This window comes from Flagellimonas flava (assembly GCF_050617915.1).
GTDB lineage: Bacteria > Bacteroidota > Bacteroidia > Flavobacteriales > Flavobacteriaceae > Flagellimonas > Flagellimonas flava_A.
In genome coordinates this window covers 712379-737135 of record NZ_JBODQE010000001.1, presented here as the reverse complement: position 1 = coordinate 737135, position 24757 = coordinate 712379, and the positions used below count along the sequence as shown (strand labels likewise).

The following is a 24757-nucleotide window of genomic DNA, read 5'->3' as shown; positions in this document are numbered from 1 at the left end:
TTCCTTTTTGGATCAATGATAATTATAGCCAAGTTAACAACTATATTGCCCAATAACAAAAGTAGTGATTCTTCTTTTGTTCAGGGTTTTAGCCTTTTTTGAAGAAAGTTACGGGTAAGAAATTGCTATTTAGGGCATGTTCCAAATCTCCCAAGCTTTTTCCGCCTGAAATTCCAACATTTTCTGCCCATTACAAATAGCCGCACCTTGGGCCTCCCCTGAAGCAAGAAAAGCAGTTTTTTGGGGATTATAGATTAAATCAAAAAGAAGGTGTTTTTCCAAGATGAAGGAATAGGGAATATCCGGTTTTTCGTTGATATTGGGATAGGTGCCCAATGGGGTGCAATTTATGATTACCGTATGGTCTTCCATAATTTCCCGATCCAATTCCTTGTAGGTGAATTGGTTCTCTTTTTTGCTCCGGGAAACAAACCGGTGCGCAATGCCCAATGCATCCAATACAAAACGTATCGCTTTTGAGGCACCGCCTGTGCCTAAAATCAGGGCTTTGGTATGATGGGCTTGCAAGAAAGGCTCCAGGGATTTCTGAAAGCCATAAAAGTCGGTGTTGAATCCTGTTAGACCTTTTGGATCAAATTTTATCACGTTGACTGCGCCAATTGCGCTGGCGGTCTTATCCATCCGGGAGAGATAGGGAATCACTTGTTCCTTATAGGGAATGGTGACATTTATTCCGCTTAGGGAATTTTGTGCTACCAAGGTTTCAAAATCTGAAATCTGGGGAAGATCGAAATTTTCATAGCTATAATCTTCCAATCCCAATTCTTCAAATTTCTTTGTGAAATACCCTTGGGAAAAGGAATAGCTGATATTCTTACCGAGCAGCCCGAACCTGTTTTCTTTCTTTTCTGTTTTTTCCATACCAATCCAGTGCTAATAAAACCAAAATTCCCAAGATTACAAATACGGCGGCCCACCATGTTTCCATATCGGCCATATTGGGAAGATAACGTTCGTAATTGAGAACCACTTTGTCCCCATTGCTGTCCAAAAGGGGATTTCCAAGGGCATCCATTTTGAACATAGTACGTTTCCAAGGCCACAAGACTCCTAAAGAACCTGTGATAAATCCCAAAATAACTGCGGTGGATATTTTCTTGTAATGTTTCAGTACATAGCTCAGTAAATGGGAAAAGGTGACCAATCCTGTAGCTGAGCCCAAGGTGAACACGGCCAAAATTTTTAATGTTTGCATTCTTTTGGGGTTTTGCATAAAACCAAAATCGCCACTAAACATTTCTGAAATGGTATCGTAAAGGGCATTGACAGAATCCACAAGTAGCAAGACGTAATTTCCCAGTAAGATGAGTATGAACGAACCTGAAAGTCCTGGTAAAGTCATTCCAGAAACACTGATGATTCCGCAAAAGAAAATGAAAATCAAATTGTCGTTTTGTGTCGCAGGGCTTAAAAAACTGATGGAAATCCCAACAATCAGCCCAATGATACCGAAGGTGACCGTGCGTTTGTTCCAATGGTCAAAATCTTTCCCTATGTAGTAAATGGAACCTAGGATCATGCCGAAAAAACCGGCCCAAACATAGAGTTCCTTTTGCTCCAAAAAGTAATCCAACACTCGCGACACGCTAAAGTAACTGATAAGCATTCCAGCAATCAGCAATAGTAAAAACTGGCCGTTTGTATAACGGTAAAAACTCTTGAAACGTCCGTTGACCAAGAGTTTAAAAGCTTTGCCGTTGACTTTTTGCAGGGAATAGATAAACTCCTCGTAGAAGCCGCCCACAAACGCCACGATTCCCCCTGAAACCCCTGGAACCTTATTGGCAGCTCCCATACAGAGGCCTTTTATGACCAAAAAGAAATTGTCAAGAAATGTTCTTGGCTGATGCATTTCGGATGGCGTTTATCTTATTTTTTGGAGGCTGTTCTTTCCAGGATAAAAATAAGCGAAAAACCGACAATGGCTAGGATAATGGCTGGTAATAGCTGGCTGTCACCTTCAAAGGCTGATGGCCAAACATTTACATCGGCCACAACAACGGTTTTGTCACCAAAAGTCTTGGTCTCCAATACCTTTTTCCAAGGCCAAACCTGGTTTATGGAACCAACAATTAAACCGGTAAGCACGGCAAATGTCTGGAACTTGTACTTGCGCAACAGCCATTTTAGCACTTTGGAGAAACTAAGGAGGCCAATAACCGCCCCTGAAACAAAGACCAACAATTTTTTGACATCCACATCGGCAATGGCGGTACTTAAGGTGCTGTAGGCGCCTAAAAGGATCAGTATGAAAGTCCCGGAAATACCTGGCAGAATCATGGCACATATGGCAATGGTGGCGCAAACAAAAAAGTAAGCTTGGCTATCATTCACCTCTGCACTTGGCAATGTGGTCAAGTAATAGCCCAAGCCAATACCCAAAATGAGAAATACAATCATTACCAAATCCCATTTTGGAATCTGTTTGCCCAAATACCAAATACTCGCAATGATCAATCCTAGGAAAAATGACCAAATCAAGATGGGATGATATTCAAGCAGGTATTTGGCCAACTTCATAAAAGAGACATAGCTGATCAACACCCCAGCTCCCAAGGCCAAAACAAAATTTCCATTGGCCTTGGACCAGAATTCCTTGAATTTACCTTGAAACAGTAGCTTGATCAATCCAAGATTGATGTTGCCAATGGTCTGTACCAGCTCCTCGTAAATTCCAGAGACCAGGGCAATGGTTCCACCAGAAACTCCAGGAACCGCATCAGCGGCACCCATGGCCATGCCCTTTAGTGTAATCAACACATAATCAATTAATTTGCGTGCTTTCATGAAATAATGGAATAGGGGAATGCCCTAATTTAGGTGGATGTTTTTTTAATCTCGGAAACCAAGTTGCGCAACCAGGCCACTTTCTGGAACTCTGGGAATTCCTCTTCAAAAATTTGCAATTTTTCAATGTCCATGTGCATGGCTTGGGCCAATTTTTCCTTGGCGTTCAGCACCTCGTTGTTTTTTAGGTACACACCTGCAAGTTTGTAAACCAATTCGGCATTTTCGGGATAAAATTCCAAACCTTGTACCAAAACCTGGATGGAAGACCCAAAATCCCCAACTTTTCTGAGCACCTCTGCCCAATTTAACCAAGTGTCCAACTCGTAGTTTCCTAAATCAACAGCTTGTTTATAAGCAAAATCAGCTTCGTCAAAATTGTTGAGCGCTAGATAGATCTTTGCGCTTTTTTTCCAATAAATGGGATTTTCCCCATCAATATTGATGGCCTTGTTGATGTAATACATGGCCCTTTCGTAATTTTCCAATTTGATGTGAAAATCCGTAATGGCCAACCAACCCTTATCCAATAAGGGGTCTTCATGTACGGTATTGTAATAGTAGTATTTGGCCAAATCGTTGTTTCCCAATTTTTCATGGCAACGCCCTATGCGCAAGTACGCATGGGAAGTAGGATCTTCAATGGAAATGGTGGTTTCGTAATTTTCTATGGCCTCATTGTATCTGCCCAACTTTTCAAGCACTTTGGCTTTTTCAAAATAGGCACCAATGAAGGAATCATCGGAAATGATGGCAAAGTCAAAGGAGGTAAGGGCCTCGGTGTACATTTCCTTGCTATAGTAGATTTTTCCCAGCTGGTGCCAAGCCACTTCACTGTAAGGATTGCGCTCCAAATATTGGTTGAGAAACTGAATTGCTCCATCAAAATCTTCCAAAAATTCATAGCAGTACACCACATTGTAGAGCGATGAATAATCCGCGTCATCGAACTCCACGCATTTCATAAAGCTTCGCTTGGCCTTCTCATAATCGTCCATGAAAAGGTACTCCATGCCCAAGAGGGAATGGATATCAAAGTTTTCCTCGGTAAGGTGGAGGGCTTCCAAGAGCAGATTTACCGCTTCTTGGTGATTGTCCTGTTTGGATTGAATATTGGCCCTTTGAATAAAGATTTCTTCGTTATGGGCATCTATGGTCTGAAGTTCGTCCAACAAGCGTTCCGCTACTTCATATTTGTCCTCAAAAACCAATACCTCTACCCGAAGCAATTTAAGTTCCAAGGAGTTGGGATGCTGCTCCAAACCTATTTGGATAGCCTTTTTTCCTAGGGAGATTTTGCCGTTGTTCAGGTAATGGTGAATGATTTCCTCGAAGTCCTCTGCATCAAAAAAATACACATCATCGGTTTTGAGCATGGACTCAAATTTGCTGATGGATTTTTCCGGAAATTCGTTAGAATCTAACGCCATAGTAACGTATTTGGTTTAACTATGGACTTAAAATTAGCCCTTTGGAGCTATCATAAAGTCCGATTTTGGGGTATGTTATCAACAAATTAGTTAACAGCAGTAGGCTTAAAAGCGTCTAAAATGCTAATGATTTGGTCGCATCCTTCAACAATTTCTTCTTCCGAAATGGTGAGTGGTGGTGATATCCTGACCGCTTTGGGCTCAAAGAGCAGCCAGAACAGAATCAACCTCTGTTTAGCCGCAGTCAGCACCAGATAATTAGCAATTTCCTTGTTTTTTAATACCAGGGCGAGCATTAAACCCTTTCCCCGTATTTCATTAATCAAAGGATGTACCAAACGAGACCGAAAAAGCTTTTCTTTTTGGAGAGTTTGCTCAATTAACTGACTTTCAGTGATTTCCTTTAAAGTTGCCAAGCTGGCAGCTGCTATGACGGGATTTCCGCCAAAAGTGGTGATATGGCCCAATTTTGGGCTTTCTTGAAGGGAATCCATTATCTTTTTGGAGGAAACAAAGGCGCCTACAGGGAGACCAGCTGCCATCCCCTTGCCAATGACCAAAATATCCGGGACACAGTTAAAATGCTCAAATGAGAAGAGTTTTCCTGTTCTTCCAAATCCTGGTTGGATCTCGTCCAAAATCAGCAAGGCGCCAACTTCATTGCACCGCTTTCGAACCTTGTATAAATAGTCGTTTTGAGGCATAATGAAACCTGCCCCACCTTGAATGGTTTCAAGTACTACCGCGGCTGTTTTTTCGGTGATTTTTCCCAAATCCTTGGGCTCGTTGAACTGGATAAAGGAAATATCAGGAATCAGGGGTCTAAATGCGCTTTTTCGTTCTTCGTAACCCATCAGGCTCAAGCTGCCCATGGTATTGCCGTGATAGGCCTTATGGGCTGAGATAATCTGGGTTCTTCCGGTGAACCTACGTGCCAACTTAATGGCGCCCTCTATGGCTTCGGTTCCTGAATTGACCAAATACGTCGTTTCCAGATTTTTGGGTAGATGGGAAGCTAAAAGTTTGGTATAATCTACGGCTGGCTGTTGCACATATTCGCCATAAACCATCACATGCATGTACTTTTCGGACTGGGTTCTTACTGCTTCCACAACTTTGGGATGGCAATGCCCCAAACTGCAAGCTGAAACACCTGCCACAAAATCCAAATGAGCCATGCCTTCTTGATCATAGATATAACTGCCTTTGGCATGCGAAATCTGCAATCCTAATGGATGGGGAGTAGTCTGCGCCTGATATTTCAAAAAGTCTTCTTTCACCTTAATTCAATGGGCAATTAACAATGATCAATTGACAATGAACAATGATCAATTGATGTTGTTGGGGACTTTGGTCTCTTTGGGCTTGGTTGCTTCCGCATTGGGCTTTTGGTCAGTGTCCAAAGGAAGGTTGCCACTCCGTTCTTGTTCTTCGGTATCAATGTCTACTGGATTATCGATACCCCTGATTTTCACCAATTCAATGTTGTTGTCATCCTCATCAAAAATATCATCCTTGGAAAGAATACGTTCGTCGCCCCGCCAAACAAAACCTTTTAATTTTCTGCTTTCTTCCGGTAAATCGGTTTCTGGAAAGATATCTCCATCAGGGTTTACAAAAAAGGTAATATCCTCAATGTCACTGTTGGCCATGAGCAATCTAATCTTGCTACAGATGGTCTTATCAATTCCGATCAGTTCGTCGTCGTCATTGTACATGTAGTAGATAACCTCGGTGTTTTGTATCAGGTCGATTATTTTGAGCTCATTTTCAATGAACTTGCCAAAGAGGTTTTTGCCCTTTGCTTGATTGTACCCTTTTTTTCCTATGGTGTCCGCAGAAATGATAAAGGCATTTTCAAGAACTTTTAGTGAATCCAGTTTCTCCGTTTCCAAATCAGAAATTAGATGGATGCTGTCCCCTGTAATTTGATTTTCCAGATTCCAAAGAATAGGATTGGTAATCAACTGGGTAATTCCTGTTTTTTCCTCGGAATGGATGGAATCGCATTTTCCACTTAAATCCGTTTTGTAAAATTTAGCATTCCTAAAGGCCCGAACAATGCGGGATTCTGGCTTCCCAGTTACCATGAGGGTATCACCATGAATATACAATGAGTCTTGCTGAACAAGGTTAATGGCCACAGCTCGCTTGGTAGCAAAAACAGAATCTTTTTCCTTGAATACTTCCGCATAATGAGCTCTAATAACCCCATTGTTCACCGTATCCGTCACCTTGATGTTGTTTGTGGCGGAAGCAAAGGAGCTTGTTTTGTCAAAATAGACACTATCACCTTCAATGATACGGTTATTGTAATCTATTCTTGTATTTTTTACACCATATCCCCGCTCAATGGTGGTGTCATAAAATCCCCGCTCGCAATAGATTTTATACTCTTCGCCAACAATAGTGGACGGGCCATACATATAAGCGTTTTTGGAAAGGCGGTAGTAATCCAGTTGTTCAGAATCAATAATGTATTCTGGATTGTCTATGTGGACATTTTTACGGAACTGCACCTTCTTGAGTTTCATGAAGTAATTTCCGATGATACTGGTGAGCACATTTGCCGAATCCACCACTTTGCCACCAGAGCGATAGTAGGAGAGCTGGTTTTCCCTGTCAAAATATAGCGTGTCCGTGGTCAGGGTCATTTTACCATCGGTAAGATCCACATTTTCCCAGGCTTTGGCGAGTTTGGTATTGCCATCGTAGTCCATTTTTCCACTGTTCATTTCAATGGAGTCCCCTTGTTGTAAACGAATATTTCCAATGGCTTTTAGACGGTTCTCCTGGTTGTAAAAAATGGCTACATCACACCAAAGGTCGGCGCCTTGGTGCTCAAACTGAACCTGTCTTTCATCATCCTTGCTAAATATGGAAGCTCCAGGGAAATTATTCTCGTCCTTGGTGAAATTGGCCCCGTAAACAATATTGATTTGCCTGCCTTCGGCCTGTTCAGGTTGCTCCTGACCCAAAACAGGGAATGCCATCAGGATCAAAATGAAAATAACTAGTTGCCTCAATACCACAAATTTTGTCCAAAAGTAGGCTTTTTAGGAAAAGTAGGGGATAGGATTTAGAAAGCTTTGGGATAATTTACGGTCAATTTATCAAACCCTTTACGGGAGAATTTGGAACCCCGAACAGATAGGTGAAAGCCAAAGCGTTAATCCGTTCAGGGATGACCTCCGTCGATTTTTGCATGTAGAATTATTTTGAATTTAATTTCTTGTAGATCCAAATACTGAATTATATGCATTTTTTGATTAGACTCACAGTCTTGGTGGTTAACGTCATTTGTTTTATTGCTTGTGCTGATAACAGCGCCAAACTTCCGGAACACGTTCAAGAACACCCATTGGAAATTTCGGTTTTGACCAGGGAAGGTGCTGAAACAGAAATCTATGTAGAAGACAAGGGAGAGGGTTCCAATCAGCATATTACGGTAATTAAAAAAGTAACTCCAACTTTAGATGGAGGTTTGTTGTATGCATATACCATAAGTGCCGAAAAAGATTTGGACATCAACCTTAATAAAGCTTGGTCCGTAACCAATGGTTCTTTCCAGAAGGCCGAATTTTTATTACCTGGCTTTTGGTACAAAAGGAACATGCGATCTCCCGAGACTGCTCCCTCCTTCAAAACAGCAGACTACTGGTCGTTTAGGGAGGATCGGATGAGTACACCGGCTGCGGTTGCATTTAATCCTGAGCTGCAACAATGGCTCAAATTGGAACGCATGGATGATCTGATTAAGGAAGAAACACCTGATTCCATGGGGGGAAAAATCAGGATTAGAACTGATATTGGGAGTTTGGGAATTGGTAAAATGGGCGAAGATCATTTGCAGTTGGTCGCCAATTTTCCATTCAATGAAGTGCCCAAGTCTTATCAATCCAAATTAAAATTGAATCCTCAATGGAAGGCTTTTTATTCCTTGGAAAAAGGGGAAAAACTTACGGTAAGCTGGAAGGTGAGCCATGGCAAGTCTGCTGATTTCACCGACTTGGTCACCCAAACATGGGAACAGGGATATAATAGACATCGTCCCAGTCCAATTACCCCTAAGAAAACGGACGCAGAAATCAAGGAAATCCTTAGCAATTACTTTTATGAGAGCTATGCGGAAACCAAAGATTTGAAAGGATTTGCGGGACTTTGGTTTGATACACAAACTTGTGAGAATACCGGGGTGCTATCAGTTGGCTTTTGTGGAAAGACATTTGCCAACGCTTACAATTTATTGGAATATGGTCACGAGCAGAATAATAAAGCGCACAAAGCTTTGGCCCGAAAAGTCTTGGACTCCTACTATGCCAATGGTTTTACGGATACTGGTTTGATTAGGGAATTGGTGTATGGCGAAAATGCAGAAGACGTATATACACTTAGAAAGCAGAGTGAGGGGCTTAAAAATCTATTGTTTTTGCTGGATTTTGACAAGCAGCATGGCAAGGAGCACCCCAAACTTGAGGAAACCATAGCGAATCTCATGAACCAACTTGCAAAAATGCAGGACGATGAAGGAGGTTTTCCAAGAAAATTTGATGCCTCTTTTGCCGTATTGGACGATTCTAGGGGAAGTACACAAAGCATTATTACACCCATGATTATGGCAGCTCGATACTTTAAAGAGCCCAAATTTTTGGAAGTGGCGGTAAAAGCCGGGAACTACTCTGAAAAATATATTATTGAAAAAGCTGACTATTTTTCTTCCACTTTGGATGCCAATTGCGAGGATAAGGAGGCCGCGGCCATTGCGGCTGTCTCTTTTTACCATTTGGCATTGACCGCACAAGGCGATATGCGCAAAAAGTATGTAGCCTTGGCTCAAAAAGCCGCATATTTTGGACTGAGTTGGTATTACCTCTACGACGTTCCTTTTGCAGAAGGCAGTCTCCTGAAGGAAGCGGAACTTAAAACTCGGGGATGGGGAAATGTGTCCACAGAAAACAACCATATCGATGTTTGGGCCTTTGACTTTCCACATGTGTTAAATTGGTTGTCCGAGGAAACTCAGGAAAAGCGGTTTGCGGAAATGTCTGAAGTAATTACTTCCTCCATCAAGGATCAAATGTTACCGTATGAAGGACATATGGTGGGTGTTGGTAAAAAGGGATATATGCCGGAGATTATTCAGCATACAGTCTGGGATTACGGGGCCAATGGTAAGGGATATCTCAATGCCCATATGTCCGTGGGATGGACAGTAGCTTCCATTTGGGAAGTATTGACTCCTGGCCGATTCCAAGATTTTATGGACAGAAATCCTTAGCTATTTTCAAGTCAGTGTAACGGAAACTCCTTTGCGTAGGGTGTTGTGAATTTCGGCAACCTTATCCGTGTGGGTTATAAGTTCGTCCAGAACAGACTTGGAGGCATCTCCTTCAATAGCGACCTGGTAGGTTATGTTAAACCCTGGTTCACCTTCCGCTGCAAACTCGCCAGATGCTTCTACTTCTACCTTGTTTAACTTGATGTCTTTTTTTGCAGCTTCACGATAAAGGTCGTTACAGAAACAGGTAGCAAGTGATAGGAACAAAAGTTCACCGCCATTTGCTGAAGATCCAAAACCGGTGGACTTTCCGGGAATATTTAGTTGGGAGGTTGTACCGTTGGTATCCAACCATACTTCGTGATGATTCAAACTATTTGAAACTTTGGCTGAAATTTTCATGACAATTGCTGTTAAGTTACTCTGTTATCTAGTTCCTGTTCCAAAACATAATCATCCATTACAAAACCATTGCCAATATCTTGGACAATGGAATCAATATTGACAAAACCTATTTTTTCATAGGCGGCAATGGAATTGCTATTGTATTTGTTCACGGTCAATCGTATTTTACTTTTTCCCAATTTCCTGGCTTGGTCCTCTATGAATTCAATCGCCTTTCGACCAATCCCCTTACCACGTTCAGAACTCAACACATATAGTTTACTCAAGAATAGGAAGCTATCTTTTGGGTTGAAGGAAAAGTAGCCCACAGGAGTATTTTCATGTTGCAACAGATAGTAGTGATAACCCTCTTTTACTTGATCTTCCATGGCTTGGGCTGACTGAAATTTATCCAGCATGTAACTGACTTGCTCTTCCCCAATTATTGGGGTATAATGTTCAGTCCAGATGATATGGGCCAAATGGGCAATGGTGCTGAAATCTTTTTTTGATGTAGCGTGAAGAACGGTAGTCATATTCTTGAAAGCTTGACAAGTTTATGGCAATGTATCAAACATGGTTTGTACTTTCAAATAAAGGACTTTGTTTTATTTTGATTTAGTTGGTTTTTTACCGCCACCTCCACCCAGGTAGGGATAGTGGTCAAAGCCATCAAAATTGGGGTTTTTAGCCCTTGGATCATTAAGGGAAGTCAATTTTTCTTGAAGTTTCAGCCTCATTTGCTCTAAAACGTGGGTATATTCTGCTTTGGCAGCAATATTGTAGACCTGATCGGGATCTTTCTGCAAATCATAAAGTTCTTCTTCCGGCCTTTTGGCAAAACAAAGCTTGTAGGCCTTTTGGTGTGCTTCATCCTTGTCCTTGTTTTCAATAATGTAATCTTTGGTAGGGCCGCCATCACAATCTGCATACCATTGGTTGGGTAAGTTGGTGTTTCCCAATTCTCCGGTACCCGCTGGCCACCAATTTTTTTGATAATTACGAATGTATAGGAACTGATCATTTTTGTACCCACGGGAGGGATAACCGGCCAAATTGGGTTTTTCTTGGGCTGGCACATGTCTCTCCCTACCAAAAACAATATCAGTCCGGTTGGAGGCATCAATGGTTCCAGATTTTGAGGACTGCAAAAGATTCATAAAGCTTTCACCGGTCATTTCCTTGGGAATATCCACACCGGCAATTTCCAGTAAGGTGGGGGCAATATCAGCAAAAGAAATAAAATCGTCAATCCATCTATTGGCCTTGATTTCTTTCCCCCAACGAACCGCGAAGGGAACACGGACTCCGGAATCGTAAAGATTGCCCTTGCATCGTGGGAATGGCATTCCGTGGTCGCCAGTCATAATGATAATGGTATTTTCCAATAGACCCTGTTCTTCCAATTGGGATATGACAGAACCTACCAGGCTATCCCATCGCTGAACTTCAAAATAATAGTCGGCCACATCGTTGCGTACCACATCCGATTTGGGATAATGCTCAAAGAGATGAACTTTTGAAAGATCAATTCCACTTTCCTTCCCAGAACCTTTTTTATAGTCTCTGTGAGGGTCAGAAGTGCCCAACCAAAAGAAGAATGGGGTTTCTTTAGAGGTAGTTTTCAGAAAGTCCTCGAAGGTTTCGTAAGCCTGGTTGGCTGGATGGGATTTGTGATGGGAAATCCATTCGTCGAGATTTCCAGGACCCCAGGTTTTCGCCTTGGTTCGCCCAGTGGTGTATCCATTGTTTGCCAATAGGTGGATAAAACTTTGGTGTTCTACTGGCAACGTACTCCAAAGATTTGCCCCAGGTCCAAGTTCCCAATGATACTTTCCTGTTATAAAAGCATTTCTACTCGGAGTACAGGAAGGACTGGTAACATAGGCATTGTTGAAAAGAATTCCCTCTTTCGCGATTCGGTCGAAATTCGGTGTTTTAACCGCTGTATCACCATAGGCTCCCGCATGGGGCCATCCCCAATCGTCGGCAAGGCAAAACACAATATTGGGACGTTGGCTTTGTTTCTCCTGACTTTGCGAAAGATTCGGAACAAAACAAAGTACCATAACCCATAGCAGAGGTGTAACCAATATTTTTCTAAAGCGTTTCATATGTATCCATTTTCAAGGGGTTGACTAACCAATTGCTAGGTTTTAGATTTCAGATTTCCCTTGTTCATTGTACAAGTTTGTATTTTTCTGGAAGTCTTGCTTCCAAGACTTTTTTTAATTCTTCCACCATTTCAGGATTTTCCATTGCCCTATTTTCGGATTCGGCGGCTTTGGAAGTATGATCATACAGTTCGGCAAAACCATCGTTATGGAGAGTAAAGCGGTGTGTATTGGTTCTAAGTGTCATGGCATTGTTGGTATATGCAACAGCCGGGTGCCCAGGAATCTTGGAGTCTTCCAAAATAGGTTTGAAGGAGGTTCCTTGTACAAAGGAGGGTGTTTCAACCCCTGTTAATTCACAAAGTGTAGGAAAAATGTCAACGGTCTCCACAATGGCTTTGGTATTGGTATTGGCGTTTTCCATTCCTGGATAATGAACGATCAAAGGAGCGCGTAACGATTCTTCAAACAAGCTGTGTTTTCCCCAGATGGCATGTTCGCCCAAATGCCAACCGTGATCTCCCCAAAGCACCACAATGGTGTTCTTATCCGCTCCGGTTCGTTTTAATTCTCCCAATACTTTACCGATTTGAGCATCCACATAGCTGATGCAAGCGGCATAATGTTTTCTTACTTCCTCGGCAAAGGTTTCATCCTTGTTTGGATCTTTATCCCAGCGATTGTATTTCATAAATTCACCTGAGGCATGCCAAGTTGTTTTCCCCACAGGTTTCTGTGAATGTTCTGGGCGCGGTATTTTGATGCTGTCATAAAGCTCCAAATAGGATTTGGGTGCTCCAAAAGGGAGGTGTGGCTTAAGAAATCCGACAGCAAGAAAAAATGGCTTTTCATTTGAGCTGGAAAGTTCTTGTAATTGTTTCAAAGCTTCCTTCGCAACAGCACCATCGGGATAGATTTCATCATTGCCCTCTCCACCTTGAAACACATCCATCTCTGCAGCATTTTTTCGGATTTCCCCATAGGCTAATCCATGCATGGCACCCCTGGGATGCATCCATTCCGAGGCGGGCATCAAATGTTTATCCCATGCATTGGGCATTTCCACCTTGGAACTATCGTTCCAATCTTTTCCGCCCCTACCACCAGGATGATGGGAAACTTTACCAACCGAAACCGTAGTGTAGCCGTTGGTTCTGAACCATTCTGGCATGCTGGGAGCAACACTTTTATTGTTCTTTGTCCAGTTTTCCGCTCGATGGAAAAGCGCATAATTATCTGCTCTTCCGTATTGACCGGTTAAGAGGGTGTATCTTGATGGCCCACAACTTGGTGCGTTGACGTAATGCCTATAGAAGGACATTCCGCTACGCGCCAATTGATCCATGTTGGGAGAAACGATATGGTCCACCCCGAAGCTTTTCAGATCAGGTCGAAGATCATCAACACAAATCAAAAGGATGTTCGGCTTTTTTGGGAGTTGTTCTCTGGAATTGCATGAAGTAATTAAAAGAACAGCTAAAGAAGCCCACACCAATAGTTCCATATTTTTCATCATGCTGTTCTATTTTTTCCTGCCAATGAGTAAAAGGGAATCCCCTTCCTCAAATTCCTTGTACGTTTCCAACGATAAAATTTTAAAACGGGATCGGAACATTTGCTCAAGAGCCACTTTGGTATGATAATTTACAAAAAGGCCCTTAAAAGTTTCCGAACCTTCGCCTTTCCAAAAAGAATGGCAGATTATACCATTGGAATTCAATATTGCATGTTGACGATCTATTGACTCTGACAATTCATTGTCCTTCAAATGATGCATTACTTTATTTGAATAAATACCATCAAATTTTTGGTTTGTCATTAAGGTTTTGGCGTCCAAATCCAGAAACTTACCGGTGGGATTTTCAGCTGTAAGGTGTTTTAGAAACTCATCTGAGTTATCCGAGCCGGTGGTTCGATACGATTCGTTCAAAATTTTCCAATCCGTTCCAGGGCCCGAACCGATTTCCAGAACCTTTGATTTGGGGGGCAGTATTTTCCGCAGCTTTTTAATCAATGACTCGCCATTGGCATCCTTGGCCAAGCGAATATATTCTTGAACTGATTCTTTGGTATGATAATAATTGTTGTCCATTGAATATTAAAAATAGCCCAAAACTGCCCTTTTTGAAAGGTGTAGCTGTTAAAAATAAGGATATAGAGTCACTGCAAAATTATTGGCTTTCAAACAGATTGTATCTCAAAGCGGCTAGAGTTGTTTCTTTATTTCACAAGGATTCCCAAAGGCCAAAACGTTATCCGGAACGTTTTTGGTCACTACACTCCCTGCACCAATGGTCACGTTGTTGCCAATGGTAACCCCAGGGAAAATTACAGTATTACCACCAATCCAAACATTATCCCCAATTATTACGGGTTCCGTGGAAGTCAGGTAACGGGATGATTGTCCTTCATCCACAATCCGATCTGAAGCCTTTAAAGGGTGATTAGCGGTGTAGATTTGGACATAAGGTGCAATCAATCCGTTTTTGCCAATGGTAATTTTATTGTTGTCCAAAAACATGCAATTGGTATTCACAAAGGTGTTCTCCCCAATGAAAATGTTTTCTCCATAATCGCAAAAGAATGGTGACTCTATCCAAACGCCATTTCCTTTGAACCCAAACAGCTCATCTAAAATCAGCTCTCTTTCTTCAATTAATTCCGAATCCAGCTTATTGTATTGTTTCAAAAGCTTCCGCGCCCTGTGATACATTTGGATCAATTCCGAATCCCTGGAATTGTAATAATCACCGGCCAGCATTTTCTCTTTTTCGGTCATGGAATGGTGTTTATGTGTGCTTAGGTGATGTGGTTTGTCCTGCTATACCACAACTTTCGGCCGTGGTGTATTCCCTTTGGAGATAAAATCCACCCACCTTTACCTAGCAAGATACCTTTTTAAACGCAAAAAACGGTTCGGGTTTAAACCAGAACCGTTAGGATTTTTATATGTGGGTACAAAACTGTTTTTCGAGACTTAGTTGGGAGAATGAAGTCCCATTTTATTGCCTTCCGAGTCAATAAACAAAGCGAAAAAGCCCATCCCATCCGCATGCGGAGTTTTGGGAACCATGATTTGCCCCCCACCTGCCTCAACCTTATCAAGAATGGTTTGGAGGTTGTCACCCCCATTGAGGTAGATTGGTGTTCCGTCCGCTGAAGGTTGAAACCCTTCTCCTTTGGTAATAACCCCAGTGACCAGTTGCTCTTCATAGGGTAAAATGCCCATTTCCATCTCCGGCATCTCAAATTTTTCAATTTTTAAACCTAAAATATGCTCATAAAAATTGATGGCTCTTGTAATGTCCGTGGCAGGAATCTCAAAAATTGAAACATAACTTTTCATATCGTTTGTATTTTGGTTTTGGGTTGCATCAGTTTGTTGTTTTTCCAATTCTGGTTTGGGTTTGCCGTTACAAGCGACAATGACCAACGCCAATAGCGCCATGGAGAGCTTAATATTGGTTCCTTTCATGTTTTGCGATTTATTTGTCCCGACTAAACTAAATCGCCCGTAAAAAAGGAAATTGTAAAAATGCGACAGCTGGATTTATTTGTAGAACAGGGTGGAAAGGGCCATGTTCTCGTTCCCTAGGAATTCAGAGGGGTTAATTCCTGTAAACTCTTTAAAATCTTTGATAAAATGCGCTTGGTCAAAGTATTCATTTTCGTAGGCGATGGTGGTCAGTTTGTCGTCTTCCGTGTTCAATAACATTTTAAGGGCACTTTGTAATCGGATTACTTTACCCAGTTGTTTGGGAGAGATACCTACCTGTTTTGCAAATTTCCTTTCCAATTGCCTTCTTTTGGATAAATCGTCTTTAAGAATTTTACGTATGGCAGGGCTTCCCTTGGATTCCAAAAGAACATCTATAGTTGTTCTTACAATTTGATCTATGGTGGATGGATTGCTGAGTTTCTTTAATAGAAACGCTTCAATAATGGCTATTCTGTCTTGGGTAGTGGTGGCTTGAACCATTTTTTGTTCCAATTCCCTGGCTGGTTGCAGACCGAATAGATTTTCCTGTGGGGTTTCCTTGTCTACCAAACTTTTAAGGGGAGCATTAACAAAGTTGGCAAAGCCATAGGGATAAAAACAGATGGCAAAAGTGTCAACATCGCCCATGGGTTCAATGTAATATGATTTGGTCCTTTGCCCCATGACCATGGCGCATGGGTGGAGAACAAATTCGCTATCGGAGATGTATCGTTTGATGGGGTTTCCAAAATTGAAGGTCATTTCAACGAAACCATCAGGAATAATTTTTTGCTTTGGGTTGTTGGGATCAAAAGGGACTTCCAGGGTCCAATAAAAGTTGATCAAGGCCTCCAATTCGGGGCGTGGCTGATAGGTCTGATAATTCATGGCTCAGCTGTATTTCCTAGCGTTAGGTTTTAAAATCAGTTGCCAAAATGGCGTAATGGAAATTATCGGACCAGCCCTGTTTTAAGGGTAAAACCTGTCGCTTTCTACCCTCCCTGATCATTCCTACTTTTTCCAGCACGCGTATGCTGCCCAGGTTCTCAACGGCACATCCGGCCTCAATACGATGTAAGTGGAGTTCGCTAAAACCAAACTCCAATAGTTTGTGCAACGATTCCGTAGCATAACCCTGCTTCCAGAAATTGGAATGAAGTTTATACCATACTTCGGCACTTCTAAACTTCGGAGGGCCTAAGTTCATGGCAATCAAACCTATGAATTCCCCGTTAACTGCTGATTCGATTTTTAGCGTGAAATGTCTGCTTTCCCCATTGTTGTTTTTCGCAATCCAATCGTTGATAATTTGCTCGGTTTCTTCAATGTTTTCTGGGATCCCAAGGGTGTTGAACTGGTCTGTTTCAGGCAGGGAATGCAATTCGTGGATTTTCTCTAGATCCGTTGGGGAAATAGGGGATATCAGTAATCTTTCGGTTTTAAGTTTAACTTTCACAAGATGTCTTTAAAGGAATTTTCAAGCTTTCATCTTTCATCACAGAATCATCGAATTCCATAGATAAAAGGCAAAAACCACTACTAGCGTGATGTAGGCATAGATGGCCGAGGTGTTGAACAACGCACCCTCATTTCCAGCCGCTAGATATACAGATTTCAGCACCTTTTTATACTGGTACCATTTGAGTTGCGGTTGCCAACGTACTTGATTGATATAATAAACTGGCAGCATGATCATGCCTAGCAGGATAACAGGAAGAAAAAGTAAACCGAACATCGTCAAACCTAACAGGAAAATCGCAACCAATTTACTTGCAAGACTTTTGTAATGAACCACCTCGCCGTTTACCCTTTTGGCATTTTTTGCCCTTACATAGATACTGCTCACCACAACGGATAGGGTCTGTGCATCGGTGACCCATTTTGGGATTTTTATATCCCCAAAAACCCATTGGATGGGTTGATACAACAACTGAAAAATGGGATGCACCAAATCCCTGTAAAAGTTTAGGATTTCGGCAGGGCTTAGCGCCAGTTTAAAGTCAAATCCAATTTGCAATAGGCTAGCTATGGAAGAAGCAGATAACGCAATACCTAAAATACTCCAAATTTTACCTGCCAAATTGCCCATGCCCTAAGATAAGCTAATTGTATTACAAAGGACTTTAGTTTGTGGCGAAGTCAACATAAATGAATTTGAATGGCTACTGCTTGAAGCATGTCCAAATTTCTCCACGAGTTACGTTGTAAAGTCGTCTACTTCCTTGAAAATTTCCACGGAGACCCGCTCACCCAAATCATGCATGGATTGCATTTGGGTTGGCTTGCTATCGTTCCAAAACTGCTGCCAATCTTCCAGCGAATCCCATTTGGCAATGGTTTTTATTTGACTTCCATCAGCTTCTCCCTGAAGCATGAAACTACCCTGCGCTCCTTTAACTTCTTCATGAATTTTATTGGTGGTTCTTGTCCAGGTTTTTATAAATGCATCCAAATTTTCCGGAGCTACTTTCCAGCTATAGATGATTCGTATCATTTAATTGCTTTTTAGAGGTAATTTCCATCTGACAGATGGCCAAATGTTCAATTACGCAACTGAATGATAAATGTAACCAATGGAAACCGGCATTTTTGATAAACAACCAAATTTTATCAATAAAATTGAAAGCAAAAAGCCATAAACCTAATTGGGATATGGCTTCAGGTAGGGTATGCGTATTTTAACTATGGTATTTATTTCGTTCTTCAGTAAGCTCGCTTAGGTATTGCACAAACTCAAACTGATTGCCATCCGCATCGGCAAAATAATCCCTGATTCTAAACTGTTCCACTTCTTTTGGGTAATCCCTTTTGTATCCCTTGCTCAAAAGATTATGGGCTATTTCTTCCACATTGGGCACTACAAAGCCAATATGGTTTATTCCTTTTTTGTCGTAGTTTTTTTCTGCCGCGATGTCACTGAGTTTTGCCTGGTTCAATGCTATGTAGGTATGCTCGTCACCTAGATGAACCCATTCCCGGGTACCATGGCCACCACCCCTTATTCTGAAATGGGGAAAAGCGGTTTGGAAAAATTTTATCGCTTCCTGAAGATCGTTTACGGTGATATTGGCGTGTTCCAGATATATGCTTTGTGTCATAACATGTAATTTTTGTTCAGAACAAAGGTCGAAAGCGCCAAGGAGGTGTAAAATGATCTTAGGTACAGAAAACTACCTGTACTTAAGTACAGTATTGGAACTGCTGGTGGGCTTAGAGGCTTAAGAGGCCTCTTTTTAGTCCAATATCCACCGCTTCCGTGCGATTGTTTGCATTGAGCTTGGATAAGATGGCCGTGATATGGAATTTCACGGTCCGTTCCGTGATGAACAATTGTTCCCCTATTTGTTTGTTGGTTAGTCCCTCCTTGATCAAATGAAGTACTTGTAACTCACGTTTGGTAATGGGCAAGTCAGGATAATGAAAGCTGGGGACGGAAGAATCGGCATCCTCCAAATCTTCCGTTTCACGGAACAGCTGGGATAAATTGGAATGCAGATCGCCTAATTTTTGATGCACTTCCCTAAGCTTACCCTGGTCGGATGTTGAACTTTCAAGACAGTCCTTTATAGCTTCCAGCTCTGGAAAAATCACCTTTTTGGAGACCTTGGACAATGTGGATTCCGAATGGGCAATTTTTGGATGGAAAGGCTTTTGCAGACGCGTCCGCTGAATAGCAGCTCCCACCAATTCGCTGATGGTATTCAGTATGGTTAGCTCCTTTTGGTTGAGTTTCCGGGTTTCTTTACTCAATAGGTTGATCAGCCCCACTTTTTCATCGTTAACATGGATTGGAATAGTGGCATGAAACCTTAAATCGTTGGTGCCGGTGCTAATATCCAGCAAGCGCGTACACGCAATTTCACTGATGTTCAAGGCTTGATCCATTTCGTCGGATAAATACTGTTTTATGCAATAGCATCGCCCGGCGAGTCGTTCCGGATGGTTGCTCAGTGCGGGTGGCAAATTGTGGGAAACAGCCAAGTAAACCGATTTATTATCGGGCTCGGTAAGCCAAATCCAACCTGTGTCCATATCCAGGATTTCGGCCATCTTCTCCAATGATTTTCGCAATACGGAATACAAAGAAAACTCCTTGTTTAGCTGGCTTGCTATATAATATAAATGGGAGAAGTAATCTTTGTCGGTCATTGGAACAAATTGGATTTTGAAAAGGCTGTAGTCCTTTAAAGACCCCTGCACAGCTTGTTTCTCCCATAAAGATAACGCTATTAAATGGTGGCAAACAATTAGATAAGACTATTGTTGGTGGTTGGCTAGTTTTTTTCCACATACCATTTTGTGCCCCAGTTTACTACCCTATGATCAACAATTTCTCCAGTAATGGTATTTCTGGTCATGGTATCGTTATTACCTGTGGTCGACGCAATAAGAGACCATTCCAAATTTTCCTTAAGCAATACTTGTTCCTTTTCAAAATCCGGGATCTGGCCAACTATGGGATCAATTTGGCCAGTAACGAATTGGCCGTTAGGTGAATTCATCACTGTGGTAAACTTAACAAGGGCTGTGTGCTCAACATAAATTTCAGGTTGGTTTCTCCTTCCCATTCTAAAATAAATTCGAATGTTCTGTCCACTTTGGATTGCAGATATCAATTCTGATAGTTCTCCCTGTACCCTTGCGCCATCTGCATCATTTTCATAAACCAGTTCCCATTTGCTTTGGGAATGGCAAAAAGTTGAAATCAATAAAATTGTGAGCGTTATAAATTTTTTCATTTGGCAAGCATTTTTTTCTTCGAGCTTCTGTAATATCCGTTTTCTTATTTCGAATTAGCGGTGTTCTTAAATCGTTTGAACATGTTAAGTGGTTTTATTTATCGAGTATTTAATAGTTATGGCATACATTCAAGACAGGATTGAACCCGCTTTTATTTTATCTCATTGGTATTTTTTGATCACTTTTTCCACCCGTTTTATTTTGGATTCTTTCTCTAGATCGTTAAGTCTTGAAGTTAGCGTTTTTACGAACAGCTCTTTGTTTTTATCGTTGATAATGGGCATTGCCCTTTCCGCATACATGGGAAGCTGATTTGGAGCACTTTTCAAAAGCTGTTCCAACAATAATGGAAAGGTGTTTTCTGCATATTTTTCAAGAGCGCTTAGTTTGATCAAAATATTCACGGCGTGGTCTTTGGTGATCACAGAACCCTTGTCCGATGCTTCTAAAATTGCAGACAAAAGGTTGTAAATTTCCTTCGGTTTTTCGTTCGTTATGGTTCCCAGTGCTGTCATTGCTCCCCACTGAACTCGATTGTTTTTACTTTTTAAATGCGAAACAAATTCGTTGATGTAATTGGAAATCAGCCTCGGGTCTTGGTCGCCAATTTCGTAAAGTACTTTAATACAGTCGTTTTGAATGGCTTTTGTATTGGATAAATTGTCAACCAGTTCTTTTACGGCCTTCTTGTCTTGCGCATGTACAATTTCTTTGGCCAGTTCCTGATTTGGAACTTCATCTCTGCGGTTAAGGGATGAGGCCAACTTGGCTATGATGTCTATGTTGTTTTCCATCTTTCTGGATAGGGTTTTCAGATATCACTTTACAACCCTCACAATGTATAAAAACCTGCTTCATCAAGGCCAATTTACAGGTTTTAATTCTGCTTGCCCTAGCTGTTTGGTTATGATTTTGAGCCTTAAAATACCACTGCAAGGTATCAAAACTTTATACCAGGAGCCAAAACCAACTGAAAGAAAATCAATAGCAGAACAAGGAGCGCTATGGGTACCACATACACTTTTTGATCAAGCTTGTTTGGAGTATGTTTTACGTGTTTGATTTTATGGGCTGAAGCCCATATCCATGGAATGGAATAAATAAAAACAATAAAAGGAGTAATCGCCTGACTCATGGGAGGCACTCTAAAAGGAACAATCATTAAGCTGCCTACAAAAGCCGCTCCCACGGCTATAAACCGAATATATTTGAATTTTGCCTTCGGGTTGTTGAGATCAACATCCTCGGGAGCAAATTCGAAAAGAAGCTGGCCAAACAGCATCACAACCAAAGGGGTGGCAAAAATGCATAGTAGAGCTAGTATTATGAGAAGAGGTTGACTCAAATTTAAATACCCTACAAGCGCTTGGCCAACATCTGTGTTTGGAGCTAAATAAGCCACTGTGACTTGGGGCAAGGATTGAATTAATCCATGAAAAGCTAGCCACAAAACAAATAACTTCCAGATGTTTTGGGAGTTTTTAATGTATCTGTAAATGACCAAACAAATTAATCCGATCAAAAAAATGGCCAGAGCTCCAGAGCCTTGCATCAAATGCATCATGGGGTGTTCTCCTTCCCAGGTATGATTATTGTGATATAATGATGATTCTAGGCCAAGCACTTTTTTCCCTAGAACAAGAAATACTTCTTGTAGAAAAAAAATGAAATTAAATGCCAAGGCATACAGAACTGCAGAATTGATCAAGGTATTGAAGGTGACCATACCTTTTGGAGCGGATAATCCTTTATACCTGATCCGGTTAAATGCTCCCCAAAGTACAGGTCCTAATAATAAGGCGGCAAAACATACTTGAACTATTATCATTACCTGGCTTTTTTTATTGCGGGCTATGTTTCCCGGCAATAATTTTTCCAGTAAGACTTCCAATTCAAAAATGAGGTTACATAAATAGTGCAAATATTTATAAGCTGGGGATGTTGTAATGGTCGCGGTAAGGGTAGGCCGGATTTAAAATCCACTACTTTTCGATAAGAAGCTACTCAAATAAATGCAGAAACGGTCTGGGTCAGCACCCAAACCGCTATAGCTTAATCCAACATTGGGCATGGTGTTTTAGTCTTCTGGTTTGGTATAGGTCACAACATCAATTCCAATTCCGTTTGGGTCTTTTATGGCAAAATGTCTATCTCCCCAGGGTTCGTCCCGAATTTCAATTTCGATGGGAACACCTTTGTCTTTGAGTTGTTGGTATACTTCATCAACATGCGGAACTTCGATGGTTAAATAAACACCTTTTCCACTAAATGCCGATTGGAAAATGGGTTTTTGGCTGGGGTGATAGGGTTGTAAAAAACTTATTTCTGCCGAATGGTCAGGGGTGTGAAGCAATAGATAAAATTCGTTTTCAAAACGTACTCCAAAGTCCAGTACTTCTGTGTAGAACTGCTTGGTTTCCTGCAATTTTTCGGTAATTATTCCTGCGTTAAGTTTCATCTTGTTTGTTGTTTGTGCACTCGCCCAACCAATGGTCAGAACAAATGCCATTAATACTAATGTTTTCATTGTCAACTATTTTGTTGCTACAAATCTAGATGGGCAAGAAACGGGAGCATTGTAAAAATCGGACAAACTTAACGGAAGGCCTCTGAAGGTGTTACCCCGTAAAAGGTTTTGAAGTTTTTGATGAAATGGGCCTGGTCAAAAAAACCAACATCAAAGTACAGTTTGTTTTCTTTTAGGCTTTGTGTTGAAGGTTTTGCATTCAAAATATGCTGAAAGCGCACAACATTACTGAACGATTTGGCCGTTGTTCCAATATAAAAGTTGAAAATTCTGCGAAGTTGTCGTGGACTTAAACCGGTATTAAGGTCTTTTTCGGTGTCCAAATATCCATTTCTTTGGAAAATCAGGTTCAGGGTGTCCAAAAAACGGCGGTCGTAATGAATAGCCTGTTTTTTTAAACATTCGTTTATTTTTTCATTGAGCTTTTTTACAATGGTTTCGAATGAATCCACAGCCTTGATTTCTGAACTGATCCATTCGGAAAAATTGGGCAGAACATTCTTGAGGTCTTGGGATTGGTTGCTTAAAGTTTTGGCATTCACGGCAAACAGGTGGGTAAAAGCAGCAGGCAAAAATCGAATACCGATATAATCAAATTCTTTTCCAATGGAGAATTGTACATACTTTCGGGAAAATCCCATTACAAAGTTTTCCGTCGGTCGTTTGTGGTTAAAAAATATGTCTATACAACCGTCAGAAACAACACGGTAGTGGTAATCTTGCTTTAGCAGATTTTTCGTTTTAAGTTGCCAAAAGCAGTATACAAAATTCTCGATTTCCTTATTCGGTTGGATTTCATGATAACTGGGTTCGTCATCCTTGGCCGAAACTGAGGGTTGAATCGGTTTGTAGTGTTCTCTTATGGTTTTCAGTTCATTCACTGGGGTAGTCTTGCTATATGCATGATGGTCTCCACCACTTTTTCATTCCTACATTTCCATTTGGATGAACCACCGTCATTGTTAAGTTGTGTATTTAATCATCACCCCTACCCAAGTACGCTCGGATTGATTTTATTTTTTGATGGGAATCAAGGGTTATCACATCAACCACATAAAGTTCTTCCGTAGTGTTGACGGTAATTTTAAGCTCGGCGGCCACGGTATCCTTATTTTCATAAACAGAAAGTACATCTATGGCTATGGAATCTGCAGCCTTGAAGTTTTTCCTAGTTTCATCAATTGCTTTCTCCTTTCCTTCAACCCGTATTTTCCAGTCTCTTAATACTATGTTTTCCGAAAACATTGCTTTGATGCTTTCCAGGTCCTTTTCCGCATATTTTTCCAGATAGTCCAGGCATAAAGCCTTTTTGGATTTTTGGGTCATAGGCTAATTTTTGGGTCCATTGGCCAAAAGGTATGGCATTTGTAAATGTATACCAAGGGTCTTGTGCATAAGTAATTGCTCCGCAACTGCTCATGGCCTTTGTTTGCCTTGGTTTTATATATCCTTTATAAGAATGGAGTTACAAATATCGAAATCAAGACGTTCATAAATGCTTCCCCAAAGATTGACAACCAGAAATAGTCTGCAAAGAAAAAAATGCCAAGCACAGCAACTACCGATATTAGGTCGACAAGAACTACCTTTTTCTGCCAAACTAAATCAAATATGAATAGCATAATGGCTGGCAATATTTGAAGTCCCTTATTGAATAGTTGACTATCCTGCAAACTAAAATCAAACGATATTCGGAATATAGCTGCGCTCATTAGCATAACCATCCCACCCAACATAAATCGTTTGTGAAGAAACGCTTTTTTTCTATAGATAAAGGCCAAAGCAAATATGATATAACCTGAAGACAGCCTAAAAACATTATGTCCGGCGGCATCAATTGTGGTGGTACCGGCATAAACTTTATAGATTGAAGGGAAAATTCCGGTTGGAATCATTAAAATCATAATGCAAAGTCCGAAAATTCCCAGCGCTTGGTGGAGTTGAAAATTTTTGTATCGAATCAGAAAAACCTGAAGAGTATATAGGACTGTCCAAATT

The 24757-nt window shown here is 41.2% G+C and carries 27 protein-coding genes; 1 reads left to right on the top strand and 26 read right to left on the bottom strand.

The window, feature by feature from the left end:
- Positions 1-129 precede the first annotated feature (129 nt).
- The 6 genes from ACRHOZ_RS03260 to ACRHOZ_RS03235 all read right to left on the bottom strand — a co-directional run bounded on the left by ACRHOZ_RS03260 (position 130) and on the right by ACRHOZ_RS03235 (position 7231).
- On the bottom strand, positions 130-882 hold the full coding sequence (locus ACRHOZ_RS03260) for a shikimate dehydrogenase family protein (RefSeq protein ID WP_431122339.1): 753 nt from the start codon (positions 880-882) through the stop codon (positions 130-132).
- Positions 836-1873, bottom strand: coding sequence for a DUF368 domain-containing protein (locus ACRHOZ_RS03255; RefSeq protein WP_431122336.1), 1038 nt, complete (start codon positions 1871-1873; stop codon positions 836-838). The genes ACRHOZ_RS03260 and ACRHOZ_RS03255 overlap by 47 nt, the downstream gene beginning before the upstream one ends.
- Before the next feature lie 17 nt (positions 1874-1890).
- A complete protein-coding gene (locus ACRHOZ_RS03250) occupies positions 1891-2808 on the bottom strand; it encodes a DUF368 domain-containing protein (protein WP_431122334.1) in 918 nt (305 codons plus the stop codon).
- Positions 2809-2837: 29 nt separating this feature from the next.
- The gene (locus tag ACRHOZ_RS03245; RefSeq protein ID WP_431122332.1) at positions 2838-4238 is read right to left on the bottom strand and encodes a tetratricopeptide repeat protein; all 1401 of its coding nucleotides are present in this window, start codon (positions 4236-4238) and stop codon (positions 2838-2840) included.
- An 86-nt stretch (positions 4239-4324) separates the two neighbouring features.
- Positions 4325-5518, bottom strand: coding sequence for an aspartate aminotransferase family protein (locus ACRHOZ_RS03240; protein WP_431122329.1), 1194 nt, complete (start codon positions 5516-5518; stop codon positions 4325-4327).
- Between the two features lie 48 nt (positions 5519-5566).
- The gene (locus ACRHOZ_RS03235) at positions 5567-7231 is read right to left on the bottom strand and encodes an OstA-like protein (protein WP_431123321.1); all 1665 of its coding nucleotides are present in this window, start codon (positions 7229-7231) and stop codon (positions 5567-5569) included.
- Between the two features lie 263 nt (positions 7232-7494).
- Between ACRHOZ_RS03235 and ACRHOZ_RS03230 the strand changes: the two genes are divergently transcribed.
- Complete coding sequence (locus tag ACRHOZ_RS03230) at positions 7495-9516, top strand: hypothetical protein (RefSeq protein ID WP_431122327.1); 2022 nt, start codon at positions 7495-7497, stop codon at positions 9514-9516.
- 6 nt (positions 9517-9522) lie between these two features.
- Here ACRHOZ_RS03230 and ACRHOZ_RS03225 read toward each other — a convergent pair whose 3' ends face one another.
- The 20 genes from ACRHOZ_RS03225 to ACRHOZ_RS03130 all read right to left on the bottom strand — a co-directional run bounded on the left by ACRHOZ_RS03225 (position 9523) and on the right by ACRHOZ_RS03130 (position 24654).
- A complete protein-coding gene (locus tag ACRHOZ_RS03225; protein ID WP_431122324.1) occupies positions 9523-9918 on the bottom strand; it encodes an OsmC family protein in 396 nt (131 codons plus the stop codon).
- Between the two features lie 11 nt (positions 9919-9929).
- Entirely contained in the window at positions 9930-10436 is a 507-nt protein-coding gene (locus tag ACRHOZ_RS03220; protein ID WP_431122322.1) for a GNAT family N-acetyltransferase, read from the bottom strand.
- Between the two features lie 72 nt (positions 10437-10508).
- Positions 10509-12014, bottom strand: a complete 1506-nt coding sequence (locus ACRHOZ_RS03215) for a sulfatase family protein (protein WP_431122320.1) — start codon at positions 12012-12014, stop codon at positions 10509-10511.
- Between the two features lie 64 nt (positions 12015-12078).
- Entirely contained in the window at positions 12079-13530 is a 1452-nt protein-coding gene (locus ACRHOZ_RS03210; RefSeq protein ID WP_431122317.1) for a sulfatase, read from the bottom strand.
- 6 nt (positions 13531-13536) lie between these two features.
- On the bottom strand, positions 13537-14106 hold the full coding sequence (locus ACRHOZ_RS03205; protein WP_431122315.1) for a class I SAM-dependent methyltransferase: 570 nt from the start codon (positions 14104-14106) through the stop codon (positions 13537-13539).
- Positions 14107-14220: 114 nt separating this feature from the next.
- Positions 14221-14793: a sugar O-acetyltransferase gene (locus tag ACRHOZ_RS03200; protein WP_431122313.1), complete on the bottom strand. Its 573-nt coding sequence runs from the start codon at positions 14791-14793 to the stop codon at positions 14221-14223.
- A 198-nt stretch (positions 14794-14991) separates the two neighbouring features.
- Positions 14992-15489 carry a VOC family protein gene (locus ACRHOZ_RS03195; protein ID WP_431122311.1) on the bottom strand — a complete coding sequence of 166 codons (498 nt, stop codon included), beginning with the start codon at positions 15487-15489 and terminating at the stop codon, positions 14992-14994.
- Between the two features lie 75 nt (positions 15490-15564).
- Positions 15565-16380 carry an AraC family transcriptional regulator gene (locus ACRHOZ_RS03190; RefSeq protein ID WP_431122309.1) on the bottom strand — a complete coding sequence of 272 codons (816 nt, stop codon included), beginning with the start codon at positions 16378-16380 and terminating at the stop codon, positions 15565-15567.
- A gap of 22 nt (positions 16381-16402) precedes the next feature.
- Complete coding sequence (locus ACRHOZ_RS03185) at positions 16403-16948, bottom strand: GNAT family N-acetyltransferase (RefSeq protein ID WP_431122307.1); 546 nt, start codon at positions 16946-16948, stop codon at positions 16403-16405.
- A 39-nt stretch (positions 16949-16987) separates the two neighbouring features.
- Positions 16988-17581: a hypothetical protein gene (locus tag ACRHOZ_RS03180; protein WP_431122304.1), complete on the bottom strand. Its 594-nt coding sequence runs from the start codon at positions 17579-17581 to the stop codon at positions 16988-16990.
- 108 nt (positions 17582-17689) lie between these two features.
- Positions 17690-17986, bottom strand: a complete 297-nt coding sequence (locus ACRHOZ_RS03175; protein WP_431122302.1) for an antibiotic biosynthesis monooxygenase family protein — start codon at positions 17984-17986, stop codon at positions 17690-17692.
- 184 nt (positions 17987-18170) lie between these two features.
- Positions 18171-18590, bottom strand: coding sequence for a VOC family protein (locus ACRHOZ_RS03170; protein WP_431122299.1), 420 nt, complete (start codon positions 18588-18590; stop codon positions 18171-18173).
- 112 nt (positions 18591-18702) lie between these two features.
- Complete coding sequence (locus ACRHOZ_RS03165) at positions 18703-19641, bottom strand: LuxR C-terminal-related transcriptional regulator (protein ID WP_431122297.1); 939 nt, start codon at positions 19639-19641, stop codon at positions 18703-18705.
- Positions 19642-19766: 125 nt separating this feature from the next.
- The gene (locus ACRHOZ_RS03160) at positions 19767-20231 is read right to left on the bottom strand and encodes a hypothetical protein (RefSeq protein WP_431122294.1); all 465 of its coding nucleotides are present in this window, start codon (positions 20229-20231) and stop codon (positions 19767-19769) included.
- A 162-nt stretch (positions 20232-20393) separates the two neighbouring features.
- The gene (locus ACRHOZ_RS03155; RefSeq protein ID WP_431122291.1) at positions 20394-21026 is read right to left on the bottom strand and encodes a hypothetical protein; all 633 of its coding nucleotides are present in this window, start codon (positions 21024-21026) and stop codon (positions 20394-20396) included.
- A gap of 146 nt (positions 21027-21172) precedes the next feature.
- On the bottom strand, positions 21173-22060 hold the full coding sequence (locus ACRHOZ_RS03150; protein ID WP_431122289.1) for a hypothetical protein: 888 nt from the start codon (positions 22058-22060) through the stop codon (positions 21173-21175).
- A 249-nt stretch (positions 22061-22309) separates the two neighbouring features.
- Positions 22310-22690, bottom strand: coding sequence for a VOC family protein (locus ACRHOZ_RS03145; protein ID WP_431123319.1), 381 nt, complete (start codon positions 22688-22690; stop codon positions 22310-22312).
- Between the two features lie 137 nt (positions 22691-22827).
- The gene (locus ACRHOZ_RS03140) at positions 22828-23640 is read right to left on the bottom strand and encodes an AraC family transcriptional regulator (RefSeq protein ID WP_431122286.1); all 813 of its coding nucleotides are present in this window, start codon (positions 23638-23640) and stop codon (positions 22828-22830) included.
- Positions 23641-23734: 94 nt separating this feature from the next.
- Complete coding sequence (locus ACRHOZ_RS03135; RefSeq protein ID WP_431122283.1) at positions 23735-24085, bottom strand: nuclear transport factor 2 family protein; 351 nt, start codon at positions 24083-24085, stop codon at positions 23735-23737.
- 125 nt (positions 24086-24210) lie between these two features.
- The gene (locus ACRHOZ_RS03130; protein WP_431122281.1) at positions 24211-24654 is read right to left on the bottom strand and encodes a hypothetical protein; all 444 of its coding nucleotides are present in this window, start codon (positions 24652-24654) and stop codon (positions 24211-24213) included.
- Positions 24655-24757: the final 103 nt, after the last annotated feature.